This is a genomic window from Sanguibacter sp. Leaf3 (assembly GCF_001425965.1).
In the GTDB taxonomy this organism is placed as follows: Bacteria; Actinomycetota; Actinomycetes; order Actinomycetales; family Cellulomonadaceae; genus Sanguibacter; species Sanguibacter inulinus.
The window spans coordinates 234,524-256,453 of record NZ_LMRH01000003.1 but is presented as its reverse complement, the minus strand read 5'-3'; the positions used below and the strand labels follow the sequence as shown (position 1 = coordinate 256,453).

The 21,930-nt window shown below is 71.3% G+C and carries 26 protein-coding genes; 17 read left to right on the top strand and 9 right to left on the bottom strand.

The features are described from left to right. Nucleotides 1-311: 311 nt before the first annotated feature. The gene (locus ASG53_RS14595; RefSeq protein ID WP_056134962.1) at nucleotides 312-935 is read right to left on the bottom strand and encodes a hypothetical protein; all 624 of its coding nucleotides are present in this window, start codon (nucleotides 933-935) and stop codon (nucleotides 312-314) included. A 53-nt stretch (nucleotides 936-988) separates the two neighbouring features. Here ASG53_RS14595 and ASG53_RS14590 point away from each other — a divergent pair, with 53 nt between their 5' ends. The 3 genes from ASG53_RS14590 to ASG53_RS14580 all read left to right on the top strand — a co-directional run bounded on the left by ASG53_RS14590 (nucleotide 989) and on the right by ASG53_RS14580 (nucleotide 2,534). After that, the gene (locus tag ASG53_RS14590; protein ID WP_162246154.1) at nucleotides 989-1,363 is read left to right on the top strand and encodes a pyridoxamine 5'-phosphate oxidase family protein; all 375 of its coding nucleotides are present in this window, start codon (nucleotides 989-991) and stop codon (nucleotides 1,361-1,363) included. A 67-nt stretch (nucleotides 1,364-1,430) separates the two neighbouring features. After that, complete coding sequence (locus ASG53_RS14585) at nucleotides 1,431-1,955, top strand: GNAT family N-acetyltransferase (RefSeq protein WP_056134957.1); 525 nt, start codon at nucleotides 1,431-1,433, stop codon at nucleotides 1,953-1,955. Nucleotides 1,956-2,048: 93 nt separating this feature from the next. Continuing rightward, nucleotides 2,049-2,534: a tetratricopeptide repeat protein gene (locus ASG53_RS14580; RefSeq protein WP_056134954.1), complete on the top strand. Its 486-nt coding sequence runs from the start codon at nucleotides 2,049-2,051 to the stop codon at nucleotides 2,532-2,534. On the opposite strand, the gene ASG53_RS14575 is transcribed toward ASG53_RS14580, so the two are convergent. After that, complete coding sequence (locus tag ASG53_RS14575; protein ID WP_056134951.1) at nucleotides 2,512-3,594, bottom strand: helix-turn-helix transcriptional regulator; 1,083 nt, start codon at nucleotides 3,592-3,594, stop codon at nucleotides 2,512-2,514. The two genes, ASG53_RS14580 and ASG53_RS14575, sit on opposite strands and share 23 nt — an antisense overlap. A 109-nt stretch (nucleotides 3,595-3,703) precedes the next feature. On the opposite strand from ASG53_RS14575, the gene ASG53_RS14570 reads away from it, so the two are divergent. The 3 genes from ASG53_RS14570 (at nucleotide 3,704) to ASG53_RS14560 (ending at nucleotide 5,756) form a co-directional block, all read left to right on the top strand. Next, a complete protein-coding gene (locus ASG53_RS14570; RefSeq protein WP_056134946.1) occupies nucleotides 3,704-4,159 on the top strand; it encodes a VOC family protein in 456 nt (151 codons plus the stop codon). 186 nt (nucleotides 4,160-4,345) lie between these two features. Next, on the top strand, nucleotides 4,346-5,185 hold the full coding sequence (locus ASG53_RS14565) for an alpha/beta fold hydrolase (RefSeq protein WP_056134943.1): 840 nt from the start codon (nucleotides 4,346-4,348) through the stop codon (nucleotides 5,183-5,185). Continuing rightward, nucleotides 5,178-5,756, top strand: coding sequence for a TetR/AcrR family transcriptional regulator (locus tag ASG53_RS14560; RefSeq protein ID WP_056134940.1), 579 nt, complete (start codon nucleotides 5,178-5,180; stop codon nucleotides 5,754-5,756). The genes ASG53_RS14565 and ASG53_RS14560 overlap by 8 nt, the downstream gene beginning before the upstream one ends. 101 nt (nucleotides 5,757-5,857) lie before the next feature. Here the strand turns inward: ASG53_RS14560 and ASG53_RS14555 are convergent, their stop codons facing one another. Next, the gene (locus ASG53_RS14555) at nucleotides 5,858-7,252 is read right to left on the bottom strand and encodes an MFS transporter (RefSeq protein ID WP_235533951.1); all 1,395 of its coding nucleotides are present in this window, start codon (nucleotides 7,250-7,252) and stop codon (nucleotides 5,858-5,860) included. A gap of 891 nt (nucleotides 7,253-8,143) precedes the next feature. On the opposite strand from ASG53_RS14555, the gene ASG53_RS14545 reads away from it, so the two are divergent. The 10 genes from ASG53_RS14545 to ASG53_RS14500 all read left to right on the top strand — a co-directional run bounded on the left by ASG53_RS14545 (nucleotide 8,144) and on the right by ASG53_RS14500 (nucleotide 16,455). Next, on the top strand, nucleotides 8,144-8,764 hold the full coding sequence (locus tag ASG53_RS14545; RefSeq protein WP_056134932.1) for a hypothetical protein: 621 nt from the start codon (nucleotides 8,144-8,146) through the stop codon (nucleotides 8,762-8,764). Nucleotides 8,765-8,834: 70 nt separating this feature from the next. Beyond that, nucleotides 8,835-9,473, top strand: coding sequence for a hypothetical protein (locus ASG53_RS14540; protein WP_156382823.1), 639 nt, complete (start codon nucleotides 8,835-8,837; stop codon nucleotides 9,471-9,473). Next, nucleotides 9,470-10,066, top strand: coding sequence for a hypothetical protein (locus ASG53_RS14535; protein WP_056134927.1), 597 nt, complete (start codon nucleotides 9,470-9,472; stop codon nucleotides 10,064-10,066). Before ASG53_RS14540 ends, ASG53_RS14535 begins: the two co-directional genes overlap by 4 nt. Next, entirely contained in the window at nucleotides 10,063-10,695 is a 633-nt protein-coding gene (locus tag ASG53_RS14530; protein WP_056134923.1) for an LPXTG cell wall anchor domain-containing protein, read from the top strand. Before ASG53_RS14535 ends, ASG53_RS14530 begins: the two co-directional genes overlap by 4 nt. Further along, entirely contained in the window at nucleotides 10,688-11,983 is a 1,296-nt protein-coding gene (locus ASG53_RS14525) for an RCC1 domain-containing protein (RefSeq protein WP_056134919.1), read from the top strand. The genes ASG53_RS14530 and ASG53_RS14525 overlap by 8 nt, the downstream gene beginning before the upstream one ends. Beyond that, nucleotides 11,980-12,633 (top strand): hypothetical protein, encoded by a 654-nt coding sequence (locus ASG53_RS20005; RefSeq protein WP_056134916.1) that lies wholly within the window; start codon nucleotides 11,980-11,982, stop codon nucleotides 12,631-12,633. The genes ASG53_RS14525 and ASG53_RS20005 overlap by 4 nt, the downstream gene beginning before the upstream one ends. Continuing rightward, entirely contained in the window at nucleotides 12,630-13,313 is a 684-nt protein-coding gene (locus ASG53_RS20000) for a signal peptidase I (RefSeq protein ID WP_056134913.1), read from the top strand. The genes ASG53_RS20005 and ASG53_RS20000 overlap by 4 nt, the downstream gene beginning before the upstream one ends. Further along, nucleotides 13,310-14,020: a zf-HC2 domain-containing protein gene (locus ASG53_RS14510; protein ID WP_056134910.1), complete on the top strand. Its 711-nt coding sequence runs from the start codon at nucleotides 13,310-13,312 to the stop codon at nucleotides 14,018-14,020. Before ASG53_RS20000 ends, ASG53_RS14510 begins: the two co-directional genes overlap by 4 nt. 100 nt (nucleotides 14,021-14,120) lie before the next feature. After that, the gene (locus ASG53_RS14505) at nucleotides 14,121-15,575 is read left to right on the top strand and encodes an RNA polymerase sigma factor (protein WP_056134907.1); all 1,455 of its coding nucleotides are present in this window, start codon (nucleotides 14,121-14,123) and stop codon (nucleotides 15,573-15,575) included. Between the two features lie 217 nt (nucleotides 15,576-15,792). Beyond that, entirely contained in the window at nucleotides 15,793-16,455 is a 663-nt protein-coding gene (locus ASG53_RS14500) for a dihydrofolate reductase family protein (RefSeq protein ID WP_056134904.1), read from the top strand. Between the two features lie 21 nt (nucleotides 16,456-16,476). Here the strand turns inward: ASG53_RS14500 and ASG53_RS14495 are convergent, their stop codons facing one another. Next, nucleotides 16,477-17,055, bottom strand: coding sequence for a sugar O-acetyltransferase (locus ASG53_RS14495; protein ID WP_056134901.1), 579 nt, complete (start codon nucleotides 17,053-17,055; stop codon nucleotides 16,477-16,479). A gap of 54 nt (nucleotides 17,056-17,109) precedes the next feature. Beyond that, nucleotides 17,110-17,676 carry a TetR/AcrR family transcriptional regulator gene (locus tag ASG53_RS14490; protein WP_056134897.1) on the bottom strand — a complete coding sequence of 189 codons (567 nt, stop codon included), beginning with the start codon at nucleotides 17,674-17,676 and terminating at the stop codon, nucleotides 17,110-17,112. A gap of 89 nt (nucleotides 17,677-17,765) precedes the next feature. Between ASG53_RS14490 and ASG53_RS14485 the strand changes: the two genes are divergently transcribed. Further along, a complete protein-coding gene (locus ASG53_RS14485; protein WP_056134894.1) occupies nucleotides 17,766-18,635 on the top strand; it encodes an alpha/beta hydrolase in 870 nt (289 codons plus the stop codon). Nucleotides 18,636-18,764: 129 nt separating this feature from the next. On the opposite strand, the gene ASG53_RS14480 is transcribed toward ASG53_RS14485, so the two are convergent. From ASG53_RS14480 to ASG53_RS14465, 4 genes are all read right to left on the bottom strand, one after another. Next, the gene (locus tag ASG53_RS14480) at nucleotides 18,765-19,181 is read right to left on the bottom strand and encodes a hypothetical protein (protein WP_056134890.1); all 417 of its coding nucleotides are present in this window, start codon (nucleotides 19,179-19,181) and stop codon (nucleotides 18,765-18,767) included. Nucleotides 19,182-19,278: 97 nt separating this feature from the next. After that, on the bottom strand, nucleotides 19,279-19,872 hold the full coding sequence (locus ASG53_RS14475; protein ID WP_056134888.1) for a GNAT family N-acetyltransferase: 594 nt from the start codon (nucleotides 19,870-19,872) through the stop codon (nucleotides 19,279-19,281). Between the two features lie 119 nt (nucleotides 19,873-19,991). Continuing rightward, nucleotides 19,992-20,597: a GNAT family N-acetyltransferase gene (locus ASG53_RS14470; RefSeq protein ID WP_056134885.1), complete on the bottom strand. Its 606-nt coding sequence runs from the start codon at nucleotides 20,595-20,597 to the stop codon at nucleotides 19,992-19,994. Nucleotides 20,598-20,629: 32 nt separating this feature from the next. Next, entirely contained in the window at nucleotides 20,630-21,868 is a 1,239-nt protein-coding gene (locus ASG53_RS14465) for an amidohydrolase (RefSeq protein WP_056134880.1), read from the bottom strand. Nucleotides 21,869-21,930: the final 62 nt, after the last annotated feature.

Genomic DNA, 21,930 nt, shown 5'->3' with positions numbered 1-21,930 from the left:
TCACGTCGCTCCGCCGTGAGATCCCTGCTGCACGTCCTCGGTAGACTTGTCCCATATTCCCCCTAGGGGGTTCGGAGATCGCCGTAGGCCGTAGGCCACGGCGATCTCGTCTTTCTCGGGACAGTGCGGTCCGGAGCGCACCGGCAGGGCACCCAGCACGCTCGCTCAAGCAGGAAGCGTTGGAACCCGGAGCGTCAACCTCATCCTGCCGGCAGCGGTCTAGGTGAGCGTGTGAGTGCCCGGGGACCGGATCCGAGCACACTCACGAGCGATGATGAGCTCGCCCTCTAGACCGCACGCCGAGAGGGGCCCTAGCCCTGCGGGACGAGGGTGAAGGTGCTGCTCAGCTGGTCACCGGTGTCGTAGACGGCGAGGTTGCCGCTCTCGGTGTCGACACCGAGGTACCCGGCGGCGGTGGTCAGCCCCACCTGCTCGGGGCTGTCGAGCGGCGAGACCACGAAGACCTGGTCGGGGTCCTGCTCGTCACAGCTCGCGAGCGACGGGTCGGCGTCCATCGCGACGGCGAGGCAGCTGGGCTCACCGTCGGTCTCGGCGACAGTGACGATCTGGTAGCCCGTGCCGCCCGACGGGAGCGGCGTGACGACCCACTGTGCGGGCACCTCGTTGGCCGCGGGGTCCGGCACGAGGGCGACGCCGCCCTCGACCGTGGGCGCGAGATAGGTCCCGGCGTAGGACTGGATGTCCACGGGCTGGTTGCCGTCCATGAGGGCACCGTCGTCGGTGCTCTCGGCGGGGTCGGTGGTCGCAGTCTCCGGGGCGGCAGGCTCTGAGGTCTCGGCCGAGGTGGTGGCCGGCTCGGAGGCAGGCGAGGCCGTCGTCGCGGTGCCTCCGTCCGAGTCGGACGAGCACCCGGCGAGGGCGAGGCCTGTGCCCAGGACGGCGATGGACAGGACAGTGCGTGGTGTCGTGTTCATCCTCCGAGTCCACCACACCCCTCCGGGCGGTGCAGGTCGGGGAGACTTGGTCTGTGCACAGAGACGACCTCCTCGACCAGTCCCTCCACCTGTGGTTGTCCGCCAACCGGCCCGACGGACCTCCCCACACGACCCCTGTCTGGTTCGTCCACGTCCAGGGCGACCTCTGGCTGTCCATCACGACGGGATCCCGCAAGGCGAGCCTGCTGCGCAGGGACCCGCGGGTCAGCGTCGCGATCGCCGGGACCGAGCCCGACGGCGGGCTGGTCGGACAGGGGACGGCCGAGCTCGTCGACGTCGGCGCCCGGCCAGACGTCGTGGCGTCGCTCGCCGCGAAGTACGGGTGGGACGCCGCCGACCCGGCGACCGACGGTGCCAGGGTGCTGGTCCGCGTGACCGTGGACAGGTGGCTGCTCGAGCCTCGCTGACATCGCCCTGGGCGCGTCGCGCCGAAGACGTCGGAGTTCTCCGCCCGCAGGTGGCACCCTCGCAGGCATGTCGTCTCGCACCCGCCTCGTCACCCCCGAAGATGCCACCGTGATCGCCGAGCTCCAGACGCGCAACCGTGCCTTCCTGGCACCCTGGGAACCTGTCCGCGAGGACACGTACTTCACGGTGGTCGGCCAGCGCGCAGACATCACGACGGCCCTCGAGCGGCACGAGCGCGGCGAGTCCCTCCCCTTGGTCGTGCTCGACCACGACGGTGAGGTCGCCGGTCGCCTGACCCTCAGCGGGATCGTCCGCGGGCCGTTCCTCTCGTGCAGCATGGGGTACTGGCTCTCCGAAGACAGAACAGGCCAGGGGCTCGCCACCGAGGCCGTCGAGGCCGCCGTCCACATCGCCTTCGACGAGATGGGCCTGCACAGGGTGGAGGCGGGCACGCTGCGCTCGAACTCCGCCTCGCAGGGGGTGCTCGGGCGGGCTGGCTTCAAGCAGTACGGCCTCGCGCCGGGCTACCTCAAGATCGCGGGGCGCTGGGAGGACCACGTGCTGTTCCAGCGGCTCAACCCGCTCGTCTGAGGGAGCCGCGCTCGGCCGGTCCGCTCGCGCACGTAGGCGCGAGGCCCGGTCAGCAGCGTGCGCCGCGCCCAGCCGCGCTGCGAGGATGGTCTGATGGACATCTCCTGGGACCAGCGGGTCGACGAGTACTGGGCAGCGGCGGACGACGAGCACCCCGAGCAGGCGCTCGACGCCATGCGCGAGCTGGTCGCCGAGCGCGGCGCAGAAGACCCCGACGCCCTCTACGAGTGGGCGTCCGTGCACGACTTCCTCGGTCTCGAGACCGAGGCCGTCCCGCTCTACAGGGCAGCGCTCGACCGTGGGCTGAGCGGCGACCGTGCCCCGCGCGCCGTGGTGCAGCTCGCAAGCTCGTTGCGCAACGTCGGCGAGCCCGAGGCCGCGGTCGACCTCTTGCGCACGGTCGACGAACCGAGCCTGGGCGCAGCACCGCAGGCCTTCCTCGCGCTCGCGCTGCGCGACGCCGGACGACCCGACGAGGCTCTCCGGGTGGCGCTGCTCGCCCTCGCACCGACGCTCCCCGAGTACGGGCGGTCGGTCACGGCCTACGCCGAAGAGCTCACCGCACCACCGCGCGACTGAGCCGCCCAGCGACGGCATCAGCCTCGTCTGCGAGAGCAGCCGGTCCGACGACACGGAAGGGTGCGTCGAGGCGGAGGAGGTCGGCGAGCAGCCCGTGCCACGACCACGACCCTGCGGTGACCCGGCACGCCTGCGCGGAGACCGGCTCGACCCGCCAGTCCCGCGCCCACGGCAGCACCTCGGCTGCTGGGAGGTCGATCTCGACCTGTCCGACGCACGGCCACAGGTCAGCCTCAGTCGCACCCTTGGCGCGGGCGGCGAGGAAGGTGACAGGGTCGCCGGTCGGGATGGGGCGCGGGGTGAAGACCGCCCCGGCTGGGGTGCGGGGTGCCAGCCTGTCGAGGCGGAAGATCCGCCAGTCGTCGCGGTCGAGGTCGTAGGCCACGAGGTACCAGAGGCCGGTGCGGGCGACGAGGCCGTGGGGTTCTACGCGGCGCGCCGGGGCTGGGGTTGTCTGGCTCACCGCATCCGTCCCGGTCACAGCGCCCGTCCCGGTCACAGCGCCGGCCCCGGTCACAGCGCCGGTCTGGCTCACGGGACCGGGCTCGGTCCCGGCCCCAGGCTCGCCCGCTGGACGGGTCTTGTAGTCGAAGCGCAGCACCCTGCGCAGCCGGACCGCCTCGCTCACGGCCTCGAGCACACCGGGGTCGACCAGCACGCGGCTCCCGGCCCCGGCCCCGGCCCCGGAGAACTGGACCCCGTCGACCCGGTGCCGCAGCCGTGAGGGCATGACCTGCCGGACCGTCGCGAGCGCCCGTGCCGCGGCCTCGTCGATGTCGACCCCGCTCGACGGCGCGTGCTGGAGCGCGACAGCCAGGGCGACGGCCTGCTCGTCGTCGAACAGCAGCGGGGGCAGCTCGGAACCCGCCGCGAGCCTGTAGCCCCCGTCCGGACCCTTCACGGCACTGATCTGGTAGCCGAGCTCGCGGAGCCTGTCGACGTCGCGCCGGACCGTGCGGGTGGTCACCCCGAGCCGCCCAGCCAGTGCGACCCCAGGCCAGTCGCGGCGGGCCTGGAGCAGGGACAGCAGCGTGAGCATGCGGGAGGACGGTCCGGTCATAGGTCTCATCCTCCCGCAGGCAGCGGACACGATCTGTCCTCTACCCCGGGCAGGATCTCTCCCGTGCGGCGCTCCGCCCGCTCTCCAGGCTCGAACCAGAGGACACCCGATGACCTTCACGACCACGACCCACCTCAACTTCCCCGGCACGGCCCGCGCGGCGCTGGACTTCTACCAGTCGGTGTTCGGGGGCCAGGTGCAGACGACCACCTACGGCGACCTCGGGATGCCCGCCGGTCTGCCCGACACCGGCAAGGTCGTCTTCGGTCGGCTCAGCTCGGACGACGGCTTCAGCGTGATGGCCTACGACGTCCCGGGCCAGACCGAGGCCGTCGCGAGCACGACCCGGCGTGAGAACGGCACGACAGTGACCGACAGCCCCTTCTTCCTGTCGGTGCGCGGCACGTCCTTCGACGAGACCGCCCGCCGCTGGGAGGCCCTCGCCGACGGGGCCGTGGTCGTCGAGCCCTTCGCGGCGTCGGCCTGGAGCGCGGGATTCGGCATGCTCACCGACAGGTTCGGCGTGACCTGGGTCGTGGACGTCGAGAGCACCGACGCCGCCTGACCGGTCTCAGCGCTCCCGGGCGTCGCAGAAGCCCTGGGCCGTCGTCCGGCGCCCCTCCCCGCCCCGCACGAGGCCGAGGCGGGGCAGGGCGGGGCGGGTATCGGTGTCATCGCGTGAGGGGTTGACGCCTTCGGCTAACGCTATTAGCCTCAGGCTAAGAGCATTAGCCACCGTCCGGAGGACGTCATGACCCAGCACCTGAGCATCGGCACCAGCACCCTCGCCTACGACCTCGTGGGCGAGGGACCGCTCGTCGTCCTCGCCCATGGGATGGGCGACACCCGGCGGTCCTACAGGTTCCTCGTCCCCGGGCTGGTCGCCGCCGGGTACAGGGTCGCGAACGTCGACATCCGCGGCTGCGGCGAGTCGAGCGTCGAGTGGGACGGCTACAGCCGCACCGACATCGCCGGCGACCTCGTCGCGCTGATCCGCCACCTCGGCGGGCCCGCCGTGGTCGTCGGCCAGTCGATCAGCGGCGGGGCGGCGACCATCGCCGCCGCGACAGCACCCGAGCTCGTCGTCGGCGTGGTCGAGCTCGCACCCTTCACCCGCAAGCAGCCGATGCTCGATGTCTCCGGCCTCCTGCGCTCCCCCAGCTACCGCAAGGGCTTCACCCGGCTCGCCCAGGTGCTCGCGACAGGCAGCCTGCCCGCCTGGACCCGGTATCTCGACCTCGCCGTCCCGACCAAGCCCGCCGACTGGGACGCCGAGCTGGCGCGGACCGTCGCGACGATGAGCGAGGCTGGTCGCATGAAGGTGCTCCAGAAGATGTGCCAGACCTCCCCCGCCGACGCCGGCGCACAGCTCGCGAACGTCCGCTGCCAGGTGCTCGTGGTCGAGGGCAGCGCCGACCCCGACTGGACCGACCCGCGCGCCGAGGGCGAGCGCATCCTCGCCGACCTGCCTGAGGGCCTCGGCGAGCTCGCCGTGATCGAGGGCGCCGGCCACTACCCCCACACCGAGACCCCCGACGAGGTCCTCACGCTCACCCTGCCGTTCCTCGCCAGGACGCTGACCCGTGGCTAGGGCCACCCTGACCCCGGCCTCGGTGACCGAGGCGGGCGCCGTGCTCGCCGACGAGGTGGGCCTCGCCGGGCTCAGCATGGGTCTGCTCGCCGAGCGGCTCGGCGTCAAGACACCCTCGCTCTACAAGCACGTGAGCGGCCAGGCCGACCTGCTCCACAGGATCGCCGTCCTCGGAGCAGACGAGGTGGCCGACGCCGTCCGCGACGCGACCCAGGGACGCTCGGGCACCGACGCCCTCGCCGCGGCAGCGAACGCCATGAGGACCTTCGCCCGCGAGCACCCCGGGCGCTACGACGCCGCCAACAGCGCCCGGTCGACCGACCCCGAGGACCCCTTCGTCGCGGCCAGCACCCGGTTGCTCGCCTCCCTCGCCGCGGTCCTCCACGGCTACGAGATCGACCCCGCGCAGGAGATCCACGCGCTGCGCCTGCTGCGCAGCGTCCTGCACGGCTTCGCGGACATCGAGGGCTCGGGCGGCTTCCAGCTGGACACCGACGTCGACGAGAGCTTCGCGTGGATGGTCTCCCTCGTCGACCGCGGGCTGGCGAGCCTGGCACGGCAGACGACCTGAGGACGCCGTCCGCTCGTCAGGACGGACGACGAGAGGGCAGGTGCGCACGGCACCTGCCCTCTCGTGATCCTGCGTCAGCGACGTCAGCGACGTCAGCGCTGTCAGTGCCCCGTCGGGACCATGACCTTCTCCTCGGCGGCCACGGCTGCGCGGTCGTGCTGGGGCAGCGCGACGAGCGCGATGATCCCGCCCACGAGCATGAGCAGCGCGCTGCCCAGGAACACCGCGCCGTAGCCGTCGACCATCGCGTCGATGGTCATGGCGCTGCCGGTCGCACCGGCGGCGACGGTCGTCCAGACGGCCAGGCCGACAGACCCGCCGATCTGCATCGACGCGGTCGAGAGCGCACCGGCGACACCGGCGTCCTGCGGGCTGACGCCGCGCAGCGCGACGTTCTGCAGCGGCAGGAACACCATGCCCATGCCGATACCCGTGAGGGCGAGGCCCGGCAGGACGTGCGTGGCGTAGCTGCCGCCCACGGTGATGAAGGACAGCCAGAACAGACCAGCCGCGGTGAGGACCGGGCCGAGCACGAGGAAGGGCTTGGGGCCGATGGCCTCGAGGTACCGCGAGCCGACTCCGGCGACGACCATGATGAGCACGGTCTGCGGCAGGGTCGCCAGACCCGCCTCGAAGGGCTTCATGCCCAGCACGATCTGCAGGTGCAGCGTGAGGTAGAGCATCGAGCCGATCATCACGGCACCGGCGATCGCCTGGATCGCGAAGGCCGTGCCGCGCACGCGGTGCGTGACGACGCGCAGCGGCAGCAGCGGGTGGGCACGACGGGCCTGCGTGACGACGAAGGCCGCCACGAGGAGGACACCGAGGACCAGCGAGACGATCACCTGGGGCGAGGTCCAGCTCTTCTCGGCCTCGGTCAGACCGAAGACGACAGCACCGAGACCCAGGACGACGAGCAGCGCACCCCAGCCGTCGATGGGGTTCTCACGGTCCGGCGGGGAGTGGCGCAGCGAGGTCGAGCCGGCCACGACGATCACCACGGCGATCGGCACGTTGATGAGCAGGCACCAGCGCCACGTCGCGTACTCGGTCAGCAGTCCGCCGAGCAGCAGGCCGACAGCGGCACCGACACCCGCGACGGTCCCGAAGACCGCGAAGGCGATGTTGCGCTCGCGCCCCGAGGTGAAGGTGATCGTGAGGATCGCGAGGGCGGCCGGTGCGAGGAGGGCCGCGAAGACGCCCTGGAGACCACGGGCGATGATCAGCTCGGTGCCGTTCTGCACGACGCCGCCGAAGCCGGAGGCGATCGCGAAGCCGACGATCCCGATCATGAAGGCCTTCTTGAGGCCGAGGTAGTTGACCAGGCGCCCGCCGAGCAGCAGCAGACCGCCGAAGGCGAGGGCGTAGGCCGTCACGACCCACGAGCGCTCGCCGTCCGAGAGGCCGAGGTCCGTCTGGGCCTGGGGCAGAGCGATGGTGACGATGGTGCCGTCGAGGACGACGACGAGCTGGACGAGCGCCACGATGGCGAGCACGATCCAGTCTCTGCGAGGGGTGTGCGAAGACATGTGTTCCGTTCGGGTGGGCGCACGGCACGCAGCGCTCGGCTGCGGTCGCGACGTCGCGGAGGGTGGAGACGAAGAGCCGTCGACGTCAGAGCGACGGATGAGCAGAGGGTGCGCCGTAGTCCGGCTCGCGGTGCGAGCGGTGGCACAGTCCGAAGGACCGGCACAGGGCAGCCCTGAGAACTTAGCCGCTCCCGCGCCCCGGAGCACCCCCACGAGGGCGTGGGGATGATCATGCTCGCGACCGCTGGACTTTCAGGCGCGCGTCCTACCTCTCGGGAGGTGCGTGAGCCAGGTCACGACGAGCCTGTCGCGAGGCCCCGCAGACCGTCGAGACGGCCGTCGGCGACAGCGATCCACCGCAGCGCTACAGTCGACGCACGGACGACAGCCCGCACGGGTGAGCAGGGAACCCTGCACCTCTGCCAGTCGCGGACGACTGATCGTCGCCCCTGGAGGCAACATGCTTCTCGAGCTGGTCGACACCTTCCCGGTGCCCCTGGGGGGATGCACCACGGGCACCCGGGCCTTCCTCCCCTCAGCCTGCCGCTCCCTGCCCGACGAGCGTCGCACCAGCCACCCCGAGACGCTGCGGCCCGGCACCGAGGACGTCGCCGCGACCCTGGCTGCGCCGAGTCAGCAGGGGACGAGACCGCGTGAGCGACCGGTGATCCAGGGAGCCGGCCGGGCGGCCGCGCCGGACCAGGCTGGCGCCCATGACGAAGAAGTCTGCACGAACCTCGTGACAAGGACCCGACCGAGGACTCATAGATGTGCACGGCACACAACCACGTGTCCGTGGGGCGCTGCAGCCAGCGCCTACCTCCACGCCGCCCCGACAGGCGGAGCAAGGAGCTCATCGTGAGCACCACCCCCCCGAACGGCCGCAAGCGCATGTACCTCGCGGCAGGATCCGTCGCCGGCATCGCTGCACTGGTCACCGCAGCGGCCTTCACCGACTTCGCCAACCTCAACCTCGGCAACGGGACCGACGACTCCGGTGTCGGTGGCAACAACCGGTTCAACATCCAGGTGGTCGGCACCGACGCCGCCGGGAACCCTGTCGCCGGGACGTGGCAGGAGGCGGCCACAGCCGAGGGCGTCAACATCAACGTGCCCGGGGCGGACCTCATCACCCCCGGCGACACGGTCTCCGTCTCGATCCCGTTCCGGAACGAGAGCCCTGTCCTCACCGCGGACATCGCCTTCTCGCTCCAGGACCGTCCGGGCTTCACCTCGGACGCGACGATCGCCGACGCCCTGCGCTACACGGTCTCGCTCGACGGCGCACCGCTCGTCACCGACGCCACGCAGGCCGCCGTCGCGGACCTCGACCTCGGCGACTACCCGACCGGCGACTCCGGTGAGCTGACCATCTCGATCACTCTCCCCGACCAGGGCAGCGGCGACGCGAACAACGCCCTCCAGGGGCAGGTCTCCTACGTCCAGGCGCACTTCGACGCCGTCTCTGTCCAGCCGTGACAGAAGGCTGGGTGCGCTTCGACGGCGCACCCAGCCGCAGTCCCCGTCCCTCCCACGAGAGAGCAGCCCGATGCACGGGAACACCAGCAGGACCACCCCCTCACGCAGCGGGCGGACGCGAGTGATCGTCGCGAGCGGCGCGCTGCTCGCCGCCGGAGCGCTGATCACCGCAGCAACCCTCACCGACAGCGCTGACGTGACGCTCTCGATGGACGGGTCGCGCAACACCTTCGACATCCAGACGACGGGGAGCGTCACCCCCGGCTGGGAACCCCGAGCCTCCGACTGGGTGCAGGGCAACCCGTCAGCCTTCGAGATCCAGCTCACGGACGACGGCAGCGGCTACGTCATGGTCCCTGGAGGCTCGCTCGACCTCCGGGTCGCGGTGCGCGACGCCAGCCCTCGCCTCGCGGCACAGCTCAGCCTGACGATCCTCGACCCGGATCCCCGCGGCACCGCCGTCGACCCGGCGGCCGGCACCTACCTCGAGCTGTTCGACCAGCTCGTCTTCACCGTCCGCGACGGTGACCAGACCATCTTCGACCAGGTCCCCGCAGGGGAGCTGACGACCTACACCTGGGTCGACGCACTGCCCTCAGGAGAGGCCAAGGTGCTCGACGTCCAGATCGAGATGCCCGACTCCGTCGGGAACGAGTGGCAGCTGGCGTCGACCGACATCCAGCTCAGCTTCGAGGCGGTGAACGCATGACCCGGCAGCAGAGGTCCGGCCGGACCAGGACGATCCTGGCGGCCGGCATCGTCACCCTGACCCTCGCAGGAGCGGGCATGACCGCAGCCGCCTACGTCGACCAGGCGACCCTCAACCTCGGGACCGGCACGCCAGGCTCGGGGATCGGCAACCCTGACAGGTTCGACATCGCCGTTTCCGACGCGGCAGGTGCCCTCCAGGACGCCGCCGCACCCGCCGACGCGGTCGTCCTCCCGATCACCGGGGGGACCATGCTCTCCGAGCTCGTCCCCGTCAGCCTCGACGTCACGGTCACCAACAGGGACCCGGGCATCGCCGGCGACCTCACCCTGTCCCTCTACGACCCAGACCCCGCAGCGGGTGACCTGTTCGACCTGCTGCGGTTCACCGTCTACCTCGACGGTTCGGCCACCCCGGCTGTCACAGGCGCCACAGCACAGCAGGTGACGGACGCCGCGCTCCGCTTCGAGGACGTCCAGCCGGGCGAGCAGCACACGGTGACCGTCTCGATGGTCATCGCCGAGAACTCCGGAGCCGCCGTCGCCGGCAAGACCACCCAGGTCGGGCTCCTCACGGACGGGGAGAGCCGATGACGTCACCACGCAGCCTGCGGTCAGCCGCGGGCGCCCTCGCGGCGGGAGCGTTCCTGCTGATCCCTGCGGTCCCGGCCCACGCCGAGACCGCCGACCTGATCGACGCAGACCCTGTCGAGGTCGTGATCGAGTCACCGGCCCCCGGAGAGTCCAGATCTTTCGACCTCTCGGTCCTGAGCGCCACCGACACCACGGTGCCCATCGGTCTGACAGTCGTGGACCAGAGCGGCGCCCTGGTCGCGGGACCCACGCCCGTCGAGATCACCCTGACCGACGACGCCGGCCAGACCGTGCTCGAGAGCACCCGCGCCGACGACCTGCTCGGGAGGACACTCGACCTCCCCGACCTGAGCGCCGGGGCCAGCTATCACCTGGCAGGCACCGTCACCCTGCCGGTCGACGCCGGGAACAGCTACCAGGGTGCAGACGGGCAGATCGTCTTCAGGTTCCAGGCGAGCGCCGAGCCACCCGCTGGGGAACCGTCGGCCCCCGCCCTGACAGAGGCCGTGACCTCACGGCTGGCCACCACCGGAGCGACGGTCCTGGGTGCCGTCGTCGCCGGCGCCGTCCTGCTCGCCGCAGGGTGGGCGATGCTCGCAACCCGCAGAAGGAGAGACACCCATGCATGACCAGACCCCCCGCCGACGGATCGGCAGGACCGTCGCCCTGGCCAGCCTCGTCGCCGTCCTCCTCACCGCGACCTTCGTCCAGACCACAGGCGCGGCCTACCGCGACCAGGCGCACGCACGGACCGACTCCCTCGAGGCCGTGCCCGTCCCGACCTTCCAGGTCGGGCTGGCGCGAAACTCCAGGATGGTCGACACAGGGCTCGGGCTCTCCTCCTCAGGAGACGTCTACGTCTGGGGCCGGACCGACATGTCGATCAACGGCGGCGCGGCCGACCCCGGGACGCAGCGCGCCCCGCAGCGTGTGCCGATCCCCACCGGGACCGTACGGCAGGTCACCGGCGGCATCTACAACGCCAACGCGCTCGACACCTCCGGTTCGGTGTGGGGCTGGGGCAGCGACAACGGTCGCGACGGCACGGACGCCGCCAAGCCCGGCGCCAACCCGCGCCAGGTCCGCATCGGGACGCCCTGGGACGGGACCGGCGCGATCCTCGACGGGATCATCTCGATCTCGTCGACCGAGTACGCGGGCGCCGGTCTCCGGGCCGACGGGACGATCTGGCACTGGGGCGGCAGCACGGGCTACGGCGGCAACGCCGGCACCGGCGCCAGCCAGCTGCTCGGGATGCCCGACCCGACCGTCCCCGGCAACCGACCGGTCTACCTCAAGGGGGCCTACACCAACTTCTTCGTCATCCTCGAGAACGGGCAGGTCTGGTACTGGGGAGGCACGGGTGGGAACAGCCTGCCGTCCGGGCTGGCGAACGTCGCCTCGGTCCCCCAGCAGATCACGTCGCTGGCGCCCTGGGCGAGCGGCTCGGTCGCTGCCGGCCAGCCGCACATCACCGCAATCGACGGAGGCATCAACATGGGTGGCGCGCTCCTCTCCGACGGGCAGGTCCTCAGCTGGGGGAGCACCAGCGACCGCATCGGCGGTCGATCGCCCGGCACACCCAGCGCCCCGCGCACCCCGGCCCTGGTCCCCGGGCTCTCAGGGATCACCTCGATGCAGTTCAGCTTCACCGGCGTCGCGATGGTCGACTCGCTGAACCAGCTCTGGGGGTACGGCGCGGACGACGACTACGGCGAGTTCCCCGTGGCCCCCGCGATGATCGACACCGGCATCGTCCAGTACGCGTCCGGTCAGGGCTACTACATCTGGCAGCGGAGCGACGGGAGCTTCTGGGGTCGGGGCTACAACCCCGCAGGTGCGCTCGGCTCACCTGTCGGGACGCAGCAGACGAACAGGCAGATCAGCAGCATCGACCTCGGGGTGGTGGCGCAGTGAACGACTCGACCAAGAGATCGCACCGGAGCGGCCGACGACGTCTCGCCGTCTCGGCAGGAGTCCTCCTGCTCGCAGGGACGCTCGTCTCGAGCGCAGCATTCGTCGACCAGGCCACCCTGAACCTGGGCGGCGGGGGGATCGGCTTCCCGTACACCTTCGACATCGGTGCAGTCCTCCCGGACGGGACCGTGGAGCAGGCCGACACCGACGCAGGCTATGACTGGGTGGTGGACGGGGCGCAGACCCTCGTCCCTGGAGGCTCTGTCAGCACGACGGTCCCTGTGTTCAACAACACCCCGACCCTCGCCGCCGACACGACGGTAGAGGTCGTGCTCCGCAACGGAGACGGCACCGTCGCGGCCGGCATCCCCAACATCACCCCGTTCTTGCGTTTCAGCGCGACCGACCAGGCAGGGACGGCGCTCTTCACGGACGTCACCTGGGACGCCGCTCGAGCCACCCTCGGCCTGCTCGCGCCGCGCGGAGCAGCCGAGCTGTCGGCCGGCGACGCCTACACCGCGGGGCAGGTCGGCAGCGAGGGAGCGGTCACGCTCACGATCGACTACCTCGACGTCCCGGGTGTCGAGGCGTTCAACGGTGGTCAGGCGGCGCTCGCGCTCCGCTTCGACGCCACCTCGGTGGCGCCGTGAGGCACAGAGCCGCGCCAGGCACCCGTCGTCGCGCCACGTCGTCGACCCTGTGGCCGGACGACGAGCACGCCGAGCAGGACCTCCTGACGCTGCTGAGCCCGACCGACGAGAGCCGGCGTCGCCCCCGTGCGCAGACGAAGCAGCGCACGGGGCGCGACCGGCTGATCACGACCTGGTCCGCAGCGAGGTCGGTCTTCCTGACCCTCTTCGCCGGGCTGGGCGTGGTCTGCATCCTCGTCTTCGCGGGTTCGCTCGTCTTCGGGGTCAAGCCTCTCGTCGTGATCTCGGGGTCGATGGAGCCGACCGTCCCCGTCGGGTCTGTCGCGTTCACGAGGGCCCAGCCCGCCGACGAGGTGGCTGTCGGCGACATCGTGACCGTCGAGCGGCCTCGCAACCTCGGTCTCATCACCCACCGAGTGGTGTCCGTCGAGCCGGGCGACGACGGGACCACCCAGCTCGTGCTCCGAGGGGACGCCAACGCCGTCGACGACCCTGAGCCGTACACAGTCACCTCGGTGGGCAGGTACCTGGGCCACGTCCCAGGGCTCGGCAGCCTCGCGATGGTTCTCCAGACCACCGGTGGCCTGGTCCTGGCGGGGGGTGTCGCGCTCTTCCTCCTGGCCGTGTTCCTCTTCGACCCCAGACGCGCGGACAGCCCAGAGCCCGAGGACGAGCCGTGAGCCCCTTCATCGAGATGTACTCGGACACAGAGCTCGTCGAGGAGGTCAGGTCCGGCGTCCGCGACGCCGGGCTCGTGCTGTGGCGGCGGCACTCGGAGGAGGCACGCACCCTCGTCGCCTCGCTGCTCGACGAGAGTGCGGACGTCGACCTCGTCATCCGCAGCGCCTTCGCCCAGGTCCTGCACGAGATCACCGACGGGACAGACCCGCTGTCCGAGTTCGACCTGTACCTCAAGACGACGGTCCTGCTCACCGCACGTGCGCTCGCGGGGCGTCGTCACCACGAGCCCCCGATCGTCCGGGCGTTCACCCTGCTGAGCCGGATGGACCAGATGCTGCTGTGGCGTGCGTTCGTCGACGGCGCGTCAGACGTCGACATCGCCCTGACCGCGCTGGTCTCGCCCGAGCAGAGCGCGGCCCGGGTCCAGACGGCGCAGGCTCGCCTCCGGGCGGCGTGGGTCGACGAGGTGCGCGACCGTCCAGACGCGAGCCCCACGTGCCTCTGGGTCGTCCAGGTCGTCTCCGAGGGTCAGTACGGGCGCTTGACCCCGGCGCAGGTCCGGCGGCTCGATGCCCATCTCGAGTCCTGCTCCTCCTGCCTGGACTTCGGCCGAGAGTTCGCGCAGCTCCCTCAGTCGCTCGTCACCCATCTCGTCCGTCCCTCAGCTCTCGGCGCGAGGAGACCGTCTGGCGCGCACGAAGAATGAGCCCGTCAGATCCGCAGGATTCCGCCGAATATGCGCTGACGGTCCGCTAAGATCGAGCGCACAGGGCGTCCCCCCGCGCCCGGTGAGCGAGGAGCGTGCAATGAGTCTGGCACCGCTGGATTCGCGAGACAGGATCGCCGATCTCTACGTCGGAGAAGGCGGCCTCCTAGCGCGCTATGTCCTCAAGCACGGCGCGCAGCCCGAGGACGCCGAAGACATCGTCTCCGAGGCCTTCGCGACCCTCCTGGTCATGGAGGACGACCGCCTCGAGGGCATCCGCGACCTCCGGGCCTACCTCTTCACGATCGGCCGGAACCTCGCGATCCGCACGGCACAGCGTCGCGGTCGTGTCTCTCCGGTGCCCGACCACGAGCTCGACCTCTCTGTCACCGACGACGACCACCTCGTCGCGACGGAAGACCGTGAGCTCGCACGTCGCGCCTTCGCGAGCCTCGCACCGGCTCAGCAGGAGATCCTCTGGCGCACAGGCATCAGGCGCGAGGGATCACGCGAGGTCGCCTCGGCTCTCGGCACCTCGGTCTCGTCCGTCACCTCCCAGGCCCAGCGCGCCCGCGCCGCACTGCGCGAGGCCTACATCACGGCCTTCGTGGAGGCGCGACCTCTCCCCTGCGGGACGGACAGCACCCTCCTCGCCAGGGTGGCGCTGGGGACAGCGTCCGCTCGTGCGCTCTCTCGCTTCGAGAAGCATGCGCAGACCTGCCCCTCCTGCGTCGAGCTCCTGCTCCAGGCTCGGTCCCAGGCGAGCTCTCGCGCGCTCGTCTTCGTCGTCGCCCTCGGCGGGGTCGCAGCAGGCGGGCTGTCCGGCACGCTGCACCCCGAGACCTCGACCTCGCCGCACCCAGACCGAGGCCGCCGCAGCGGTCGACGACGTCTCGCCCTCGCCCTGGCCGCGCTGGTGCTCCTCCTGCTCGCCCCCCTGCAGATCTTCCGAGACCAGGTGCTGCAGGCGATCCAGGGCAGCACACCGGTCCAGACAGAGCCGCTGGACGAGGTCGGCATCGACGCCACCCCGGACCAGATATCGCTCCAGATGCCCGCGCCTGGCGAGTCCGTCAGACGAGCCATCACCCTGACGAGCTCGTCGACGGTCGCGACGTCCATCGTGCTCTCGGTCACCGGGGCGACAGGCTCAGGCCCCGAGGAACCCCTGGTCGAGATCGTCCGAGACGGCATCAGCATCGTCGCCCCGGTCGAGCTCGACAGCCTTGCCAGCGCCCTCTACCTCGGCGAGCTGTCCCCGGGCGAGGAGATCGTCGTCGACGTCCTCCTGAGCAGGGACGCGGCCGACACCGACGAGAACCTCTCGAGCGTGAGGGGGCTCCGGTTCGTGGCGGGGGTCGGGCTCGGGGACGGGCTCACCGTGGGCTCCCCCGTAGAGCACGGGCAGCCCCAGACCTCGCTCGCCGCCACAGGGCTGACCGCCCTGCCGTGGGTCCTGACGGCCCTCCTGCTCGTCGGGCTGGGCGCCTGGGGCGTCGAGCGGTCCAGCCGCTCCCGAGGCAGGCGGAGACCTTCAACCCCTTCTTCTGCGTGACCGGAGAGTCCTTCAGGACTCATCGCCAGAGGACGACGGACCAGCCCGTCCGTCGTGAGCCACCGCCGAGCAGCCGCCTGCGCCGTGCTCTCCGGGCGTAGCGCGGCGCTCGGCCCGGCGCTACTGTCGGGAGACAGACGCTCGGCCCGCACGGGCAGGTAGGACCTCCTGCACCTGCGCCCGCCTGCGGACGTCTGACCGTCGACCTGGAGGCAGCATGTCCCTCGTCCGAGTCCACAACTTCACGGTGTCCCTCGACGGCTTCGGCACGGGCGAGGGGCAGTCGCTCGACACGCCGTTCGGGCACGCCGGCTCCAGGCTGATGGGGTGGGCCTTCCCCACCCGGACCTTCCGGCGGATGGGCCTGCACGGCGACGGTGCGGGGTCGGTCGGGGTCGACGAGGCCTTCGCGAGCCGGTGGGCCGACGGGATCGGCGTCGAGATCATGGGCCGCAACAAGTTCGAGCCCGTCGAGGGTGCGCCGAGCGACGAGGAGTGGCGGGGCTGGTGGGGCGAGAACCCGCCCTTCCACACCCCTGTCCTCGTCCTGACCCACCGACCGCGCCCGCCGCTCGAGATGGAGGGCGGGACGACGTTCTACTTCGTCGACGCCGAGCCCGCCGAGGCCCTCGCGCAGGCCCGGGACCTCGCGGGAGACCTCGACGTCAGGCTCGGCGGCGGCGCCACGACGATCCGGCAGTTCCTCGCGGCCGACCTGGTCGACGAGATGCACGTGGTCGTCGCGCCCGTCGTGCTGGGCCGGGGCGAACGGCTCTGGGACGGGCTCGAAGGGCTGGAGGAGCGCTTCGACATCGAGGCGACGCCGTCCCCGAGCGGCGTGGTGCACCTGACCTTCGTCCGGCGGAGCACCGCGGACTAGGGGCGGAAGGCGCGGGACCGATCAGATCTCGCGGACCACCCGGGCCGGGTTGCCGACGACGACCACGTTCGCCGGGACGTCCTTGGTCACGACAGACCCGGCGCCGACGACGGAGTTCTCGCCGATCGTCACGCCCGGGCAGACGATGACGCCACCCCCGAGCCACACGTTGTCGTGGATCGTGATGGGCTTCGCGGCCTCCCACTTGTCACGGCGCGGGCCGGGCTCGACGGGGTGCGTCGGCGTGAGGAGCTGGACGTTCGGGCCGATGAGCACGTCGTCCCCGATGGTGATCGGGGCGACGTCGAGGGCTGTGAGGTTGAAGTTGGTGAAGCACCGAGCGCCGACGGTGATGTTCTTGCCGAGGTCGACGTAGATCGGCGGACGGAACTCGGTGTCTGCGCCGACGGAGCCGAGCAGGTCGTCGAGGATCAGCGTGCGCAGCGGCCCCTGACGAGCCGTCGTCGCGTTGTAGGCCTGCTGGAGGTCCTGGGTCTTCGCGACGCTCTCGCCGATCTGCGGGTCGTCCGCGATGTAGAGGTCGCCGTCCAGCATGCGCTGGTACATGGTGCGGTCGTCGCCGGGTTCGATGATGCTCATAGGTACGATCGTACGCTCCGCTGCGAACCGGTCAGCGTCGGACCACGACCCGGGTCAGCGCAGGATCCGCTCGACGTACTCGTCGACGACAGTCTCGATCGACAGGCTCTCGTCCATCGGCGCCGTCAGACGGTCGAGCATGAGCCCGTCGATGGCGTAGTGGAACAGCGCCAACTCGACCCGCCCTGCGGGCAGCCCCGCACTCGCGCTGAAGGCGACGTCGGCCTCGAAGTCGCGCCGCCTCCACGCGCCGAGCGACGCAGCCACGCTCGGCCGCCTCGCCGCCTCGAGCCGGAGCTCGAACAGGGCGAGGGCGAGGTGCGGCGTCGCACTGAGCCGCCGGACGAGGTCACGCAGGTGCTCGGCGAAGGCCGCGCGGTCGATCGTGCCCTCCTTGAGGCGAGCGACGGCGTCGGGATCAGGGGCGAGCCGTTCTTCGATGCGGTCGACCAGCGCGGCGACGAGGTCCTCGCGCGTCGGGAAGAAGTTGGAGGCCGTCCCCCGCGGGACCCCGGCGGCCGCGTCGACAGCACGGTGGGTGAGCCCACGGCCCCCCTCGTCCGCCAGGACACGGATCCCCGCGTCGGCGAGGGCAGAGCGTCGTCCGTCGTTGCGTGCCATGCAGACGATGGTAGACGAACCACGGCACCTGTCGTAGATTAACCACGACACCTGTTGTTGTTCGACAACCCGCGAGACGAGGACGCCTGATGAGCACGATCCTGCACGGCTGCTTGCCCGACACCACCTACTTCGAGACCACGGCACGGTCCGGCAACCAGTACGGCGTCTGGGTGACCACCCCGCCCGGTTACGCCGAGTCCACCGAGCCGCTGCCGCTGGTCTACGTGGTGGACGGCAACTGGAGCGTCGGGCTCACGGCGCCTCTGATCGTCACGCAGGCGGACCCGTTCTTGACGGTCGAGCCGTACGTCCAGGTGACCGTCGGTTTTGCCGGCGACGAGGCCGCAGAATGGGCCCAGCTCCGCAACCGCGACCTGGTGCCGCCCGGAGAACCTGTGAGCGAGGAGATGGTCGCCGCCGTCGCCTCAGCCCGGGAGACGGGGGCGATGACTGCCGAGCACGCGGACGCCTATCTGGCGATGCTGGCCGACACCCGCGCGGACGTCTTCCTCGACTTCCTCACCGAGGAGCTCCACCCTCGGCTGCAGTCGGAGCTCCGGGTGAGGGAGTCGGGGCACGGGCTCTTCGGCTACTCCTACGGCGGCCTCTTCGCGCTGTACGCCTGGCTGCGGGGCGGGACCCCCTTCGCGACCTTCGGGGCGGGGACCCCCGGTGTCGCGAGCGCGGAGAGCGAGGTGTTCACGATGCTGGACGCCCTCCCCGACCGCAGCCCGGGCTCCACGGTCCCCCGGCTGCACGTCACGCTCAACGAGGTCGAGATCTTCGGTCACCTGCCCATCTACCGACGCCTCGCGCGCACGGTGCTCTCGGTCCTCGACCAGCTGCACGGCAAGGGTCTGGCTGACGCCATCTCGAGCGAGGTGCTGCGCGAGACGCACGTGACCGGTCTGCAGGCGTCGTTCTTGAGCTACCTCACGGCCTGCCACTCCAGCTGACGACCGACACCTGGGAGCCCTGAGCGGCCACGGACGACGGCTGCGGTGCCAGCTCCCGATCAGCCCCGGCTGGGAGCCAGGGCTCCGTGCGGTCGGCTCGGACGGACCGATCGGCGGCGCAGCCGCGCGTCAGAGCTCTTCCGGCGTCTCCACGACCCGCGCGACCTGCACGGGCATCCCAGTCGCGCGGATCCGCTCGGCGTACTCCTCGAGCCAGACGTCCGCGGCGGGCACAGGGTTGCCGTCGTGCTCGACGAGCGCCCAGAGCGCCATCCCCTCCGACGTCGGCGTGTACACGGCCTCGCCGACCGCGACGTCACGCCACTGCTCGGCGAGCACCTCGGCTCCGGGGAGGACGTCCAGCTCGGCCTGGACGAGCGCGTGCGCCTCGTCGTAGGTCAGGTCCGCCGGGCCGACCTCGGCGCGGATGAGGGAGTCGTCGGCGACCAGCCGCACCCGCAGGCTCGTCCAGCGCGCGCCTCCAGACGCCCGGCCGTCCGCCGGGGTGTCCTGCGTGCTGTCGTCGGGCTGCGTGCTGTGCGTCATCGAACCGTCCTCGCTCTCGTCCTGGCCGCGCGTCGGTCACCGCGACGGCCAGCATCAGTCTTGCAGCGCCGGGCTGCGCGCGGCCAGCGCTCGGGCGTCAGGAGGGCCCGTGTTCGCCGCGGGCCGAGGACGCGGCGGTCAGCTGCGCGTACATGTACATGTCCCGAGGCTCGCCGCCCACCCGCTCCCAGGCGCGGAGCAGCCCCTCGCGCTCGTAGCCCGCGGACTCGGCGGCGCGCCACGACCCCTCGTTCCACGGCTCGACGTACAGCTCGAGCCTGTCGAGGTCGGGCAGGTCCCGGGCCCAGGCCGTGAGGACCTGGAGGGCCTCGGCCGCGTACCCGCGCCGCCGCTGCGACGGGCAGGTCCAGTAGCCGATGCTGCCGCGGGCACCCTCCGCGGTCCGGAGCTGCAGGATGATGAAGCCGACGGCGCGGTCGTCTGCGTCGGCGACAGCGAAGGGGTAGCCCACCCGGTCGCGGAGACGGTCCTGCTGACGCTCGACGAAGGCGAGCGCCTCCTCCTCGCTGTCGACCGAGGGCACCGAGGTGATGACCGGGATGAGCGGGTCGTAGGACGCCTCGCGGACCGCGTGGGCATCCGTCGACCGCCAGCCGCGGAGCCGCACACGCGCCCCGACGAGCTCGGGGAGGCGCAGCGGTCCAGGAGTCGGCGGGGCGTCGGCAGTCATCGCTCCATCCTGCCCGACGCGCACGGGCTCAGGCTTCGCGTGCCGGCTCGGTCGCTGGCGGGCGCGGCTCGGACCGCCTCCGAGTCGGCACGACCTGAGCGGGAGGCGCGAGACGGCGCCTAGGCGTGGGCGACGAGCCAGCGCATCGCCGTGGGCGTGAGGTCACGGTCCGCGTAGATCCTCCGGGTGGGTGGAGCAGTGCCGTCGGGCTCCGGTGCTGCATCTGGTCGCTGCCCCTCCCAGACGAGGGTGAGACCGATCTTCTCGAGCACCGCGACAGATGCCGGGTTGTTCGAGAGCACGCGGGCGGTCACGGGGACCTGCGGTGTCACGTCGGCAGCGGCAGCCACGGCAGCCCGGGCGATCTCGGAGGCGAAGCCTCGGCCCCACGCCGCCGGGTCCAGCCTGTAGCCGAGGTTCCAGACCTCAGCCTCCGCCGCGTACCCCACGCCTCCAGAGCCGATGAAGGTCCCGGCCTGGAGCGTGGCGTCCGCACCCTCGGCACTGACCCGGACCGCCCACATGCCCAGCCCGTGCCGCTCCACGTCACGGGCAGACCGCTCGATCCGTTCCTGCGCCTGCTCGACACGCGTGAGCCTGCCCGACGGCAGGTGCTCCCAGGTGCGCAGGTCGCTGTAGACGCGGAAGAGGTCGCCGGTGTCAGACGGCGCGAGCGGCTCGAGCCGCAGCCGCGCCGTCTGAGCGGACGGCAGGTGTGCTTCCATGCCAGCCAGTCTCCGACGACCCTCCGACAGTCTCAGCCTGCGCGGCGGCCGAGTCGCTCGACAGCACGACCGACGCCTGCCTCGGCGTCCCAGGTGTAGACCTCCCGGCCGTCGATGAACACGCGCTCCGCCCGCGACATGGAGTCGAGCGGGTCACCCGACCACACGACGACGTCGGCGTCGAGGCCCTCCGCGAGGGCGCCGATGCGTCCGCCGAGCCCGAGGAAGGACGCGGGGTTGGTGGTGAGCGCCTCGAGGGCGGTCTCGCGCGGGAGCCCGTCACGCACCGCGAGCGTCGCCTGGGTGACGAGCAGGTTGATGGGGATCACCGGGTGGTCGGTCGTGATCGCGACACGGACACCGGCCTTGGCGAGGGCGACGAGGTTGGTGATCGCGCGGTCCCGGAGCTCGACCTTGCTGCGGTTGGTGAGCATCGGCCCGTAGATCACCGGGATGTCGCGCTCGGCAAGGACGTCGGCGAGCTTGTGCCCCTCGGTCCCGTGGTTGATGACGAGGCGGTAGCCGAACTCGTCGGCGAGGCGGATCGCCGTCGCGATGTCGTCGTGGCGGTGCACGTGCTGGTCCCAGGCGAGCTCGCCGTCGAGGACGCGGGCGAGCACCTCGAGGTCGAGGTCACGGGCGAAGGGCTCACCCTTCTTCTCTGCGGCGACCCGCGATGCCGCGTAGTGCTGCGCCTTGGCGAAGGCCTCGCGGAGGATGAACGCGACGCCCAGACGGGTCGACGGCATCTGCTTCTTCTCGCCGTAGACGCGCTTCGGGTTCTCGCCGAGAGCGGACTTCACGCTCACCGACTCGCTGATGACCTGCTCGTCGATCGTGCGCCCGCCCCACGTCTTGATCGCGACGGTCTGCCCACCGATGACGTTGCCGGATCCCGGCTTGACGACGACCGAGGTGATGCCGCCGGACAGCGCGTCCCGGAAGCCCTCGTCGTCGATGTTCACGGCGTCGATCGCTCGGACACCGGGCGTGGTCGGGCGTGTCATCTCGTTGACGTCGTTGCCGATCGGGCCGTTGCCCTCTTCGTCGATGCCCACGTGCCCGTGCGACTCGACAAAACCGGGCAGCACCCACTTGCCCTCGACGTCGACGACGGTCGAGTCGGCCGGGATCTCGACGTCGGCGCCCACGGCGACGATCGTGCCGCCGCGCAGCAGGACGGTCCCGCGCTCGACGGGGGCAGAGGCGACGGGGACGACATAGCCGTTGACGAGGGCGGTCAGGGAGGAGGTTCCACGTGGATCAGTCATGCGTCCAACCTATCGCCGGTGGGAGCGGGAGCCGCGATCGTGACCGGTCCGCCGTCCCGTGC